The following is a 480-nucleotide window of genomic DNA, read 5'->3' on the forward strand; positions in this document are numbered from 1 at the left end:
TCGAGGGCTCCTCACTGTCCTTTCGGCGAGTGAGCTGAAGAATACCTCGTGCAGCAATATTGAGCGCCCCATTGAGGTCGGCATTGTATCGCTTGCCCGAGGAAAATTTAGCCAGGGCATAGTTGTTGGAGTCTCGCCCTTTCGACTCCACTACCGTCATAAGCCAACTTTTAGGTGGAGCTACGACATCAATGACCTTACCGCCTATCTCTTGCCACTTCATCTCCGTCAAATCTCGAATCATACCTTTAAGCCATCCATGAAAGCGTTGGCGAAGTAAGGAGCGCTTGCGCCCCCCCTTAGCTTTCCATCCTTTCAGGTTCTCAAAGACAATAGCATCGGCATTGAACTGTTGGGCAATCTGCACGATGCGCTTCGAGACAATCTGCCCAATTTGACGGTTGATATTACGGCATTTGCGGTAGGTATGAGAGCAGAAGCCTTTCTGGAGACTTCCACCTAGCCCCATCGTCTTACTAC

The 480-nt window shown here is 50.4% G+C and carries 1 protein-coding gene; it reads right to left on the minus strand.

Annotated features, from left to right (window positions below; all coding sequences use genetic code 11):
* On the minus strand, nucleotides 1-480 hold a 480-nt coding region (locus tag P5683_RS25800; RefSeq protein ID WP_315663425.1), incomplete at both ends, for an IS200/IS605 family accessory protein TnpB-related protein.

It is taken from the genome of Limnospira sp. PMC 1279.21 (assembly GCF_032349615.1).
GTDB classification, from domain to species: Bacteria; Cyanobacteriota; Cyanobacteriia; order Cyanobacteriales; family Microcoleaceae; genus Limnospira; species Limnospira fusiformis.